Source organism: Streptomyces sp. NPDC058955, assembly GCF_042741435.1.
Lineage (GTDB): Bacteria > Actinomycetota > Actinomycetes > Streptomycetales > Streptomycetaceae > Streptomyces.
Genome location: NZ_JBHYKM010000028.1, coordinates 1 through 2,582, shown reverse-complemented (window position 1 = coordinate 2,582; position 2,582 = coordinate 1). Strand labels below are relative to the sequence as shown.

The 2,582-nt window shown below is 74.7% G+C and carries 1 protein-coding gene; it reads left to right on the top strand.

Going from position 1 to position 2,582, the window contains the following annotated elements; genetic code table 11:
* The first annotated feature begins 319 nt into the window (after nt 1–319).
* Entirely contained in the window at nt 320–2,542 is a 2,223-nt protein-coding gene (locus tag ACFW1I_RS13830) for an MMPL family transporter (protein ID WP_384669514.1), read from the top strand.
* Nucleotides 2,543–2,582: the final 40 nt, after the last annotated feature.

The following is a 2,582-nucleotide window of genomic DNA, read 5'->3' as shown; positions in this document are numbered from 1 at the left end:
GGGGGGGGGGGGGGGGCGGGCGCCCGCGCCCCCCCGGCCGCGGGCGGGGCCCGGGGCCTCTCTCCGGTTGCGGCGGGGGCTGCAACGCCCCGCCCCACCCCCCGAGACTGCCTGCACAGAGCCGACGACGACGGCGGCCCCGCGCAGGAGGATGGTGAATGCTCCCCCGCCGTGACTCCTCGCAGGTCACGGCGGTGTCCGCCCGCGTCCGAGCGGGCCGTGCGGGAGCAGCCGTACCGGCGGCGGAGCGCATCGCGCCCGTCGCCCCGCACGTAGATCTCCTACGTCCGAACCCGACTGTGAAGGAGTCCACTCTCCCGTGGCCACGTTCCTCTATCGCCTGGGCCGATGGTCCTTCGTCCGACGCCGGCTGGTGGCCTTGCTGTGGGTCGCGGTGCTGGCCGCCGTCGGGCTGGTCGCGGCCAAGGCGCCGGCCGCACCCGAAGACGGTTTCGCGCTGCCGGGGACCGAGGCGCAGAACGCCTTCGACCTCATCGACGAGCGTTTCCCCGGTGCCTCGTCCGACGGGGCTTCGGCGCGGCTGGTGTTCGTCGCGCCCTCGGGGCAGAAGATCACCGCCCAGGACAACCGGCGGGCGGTCGAGCGGACGGTCGCCGAGCTCGCCGACGGTGAGCAGGTGATCGGAGCGGTCAGCCCCTTCCAGGCCGGCGCGGTCTCGCAGGACGGCAGCACCGCCTACGCGACGATCAGCTACAGCGCGAAGCCGGGGTCGGTGAGCGAGGTCGCCTCCGGCGCACTGGAGGAGGCCGCGCAGCACGGCCGTGACGCCGGGCTGACGGTCGAGATCGGCGGGAACGTACTGACGGCGGGCTCCGAGGAGGGCGCCTCCGCCGAGGCCGTCGGCATGGCGATCTCGGCCGTCGTGCTGGTGATCACGTTCGGCTCCCTGCTCGCCGCGGGGCTGCCGCTGGTCACCGCTCTGGTCACCGTGGGACTGGGCCTCGCCGCGATCACCGCGCTGGGCAGCGCCCTGGGCCTGTCGAGCACCACCGGCACCCTCGCGATGATGCTGGGCCTCGCGGTCGGCATCGACTACGCCGTCTTCATCGTCTCCCGCCACCGTGCCGAGCTCCTCGACGGGTACGCGCCGGAGGAGGCCGCCGGACGTGCGACCGGCACCGCCGGGTCCGCCGTCGTGTTCGCCGGTCTGACCGTCGTGATCGCACTGGCCGGCCTGTCGGTCGTCGGCATCCCGCTGCTCGTCAAGATGGGCCTCGCGGCGGCCGGCACCGTCGTCGTCGCCGTGCTGGTCGCGCTCACCCTCGTACCCGCGCTGCTCGGCTTCCTCGGCCGGCGCGTGCTGCCCCGGCGCCTGCGCTCCCCCGGCCCGACGGGCCGACATGGCACGGAAGCGGCCGGCGCCCGTGCCAACGGCGGCACGCGCTGGGCCCGGTTCGTGCTGCGCCGCCCGGTCGCGGTGCTCCTCGGCGGGGTGATCGGCCTCGGCGTCCTCGCCGTCCCCGCCTTCGATCTGCGGCTCGGACTTCCGGGCGACGAGGCCAAGCCGACCTCCACCACCCAGCGCCGCGCCTACGACGCCCTCTCCGCCGGCTTCGGCCCCGGCTTCAACGGCCCGCTGACCCTCGTCGTCGACGCCACCGGCGCGGACGACCCGAAGGAGGCCGCCGGCCAGGTCCGGAAGACCGTCGCCGCCCTGCCCGGCGTGGTCGCCGTCACGCCGCCGGCGTTCAACCAGGCCGGTGACACGGCTCTGGTCACCGCCGTGCCCGCCACCGGCCCCAGCACCGCCGAGACCACGGACCTGGTCCACGCCCTCCGCGAGACGGCCGTCGGCCTGAAGGCCGACACCGGCGCGCGCGTGCTCGTCAGCGGCCCGACGGCGATGAACATCGACGTCTCGCAGAAGCTCGACGACGCCCTGGTCCCCTACCTCGTGCTCGTGGTCGGCCTCGCCGTACTGCTGCTCCTGGTCGTGTTCCGCTCGGTGCTCGTCCCGCTGAAGGCGGCGCTCGGCTTCCTGCTCTCGGTGGCCGCCGCGCTGGGCACCGTCGTCGCCGTCTTCCAGTGGGGCTGGCTGGCCGACGTGTTCGGCGTCGAACAGACCGGGCCGGTGATGAGCATGATGCCGATCTTCATGATCGGCGTGGTGTTCGGCCTGGCCATGGACTACGAGGTGTTCCTGGTCACCCGCATCCGCGAGGCCCACGTCCACGGCGAGCGACCCGGCGACGCCGTGGTCACCGGCTTCCGGCACAACGCCCGGGTCGTCACCGCCGCCGCGCTCATCATGATCAGCGTCTTCGCCGGGTTCATCGGCATGAGCGACCCGATGGTCAGGATGCTCGGTTTCGGCCTGGCCGCCGCCGTCGCCTTCGACGCCTTCGTCGTCCGCATGGCGCTGGTCCCGGCCGCGCTCGCCCTGCTCGGGAAGCGGGCGTGGTGGCTGCCGCGTCCGCTGGAGCGGATCCTGCCCGACGTCGACGTCGAAGGAGCCCGGCTGCAGACCGCCCCCGTCCCGGGAGCCGCCGCCCGGCGGGACACGGAGTCGGCCGCCGTCTGACTCCACGCGCCGCCCCGGGGGGGGGGGGGGGGGGCGGCGT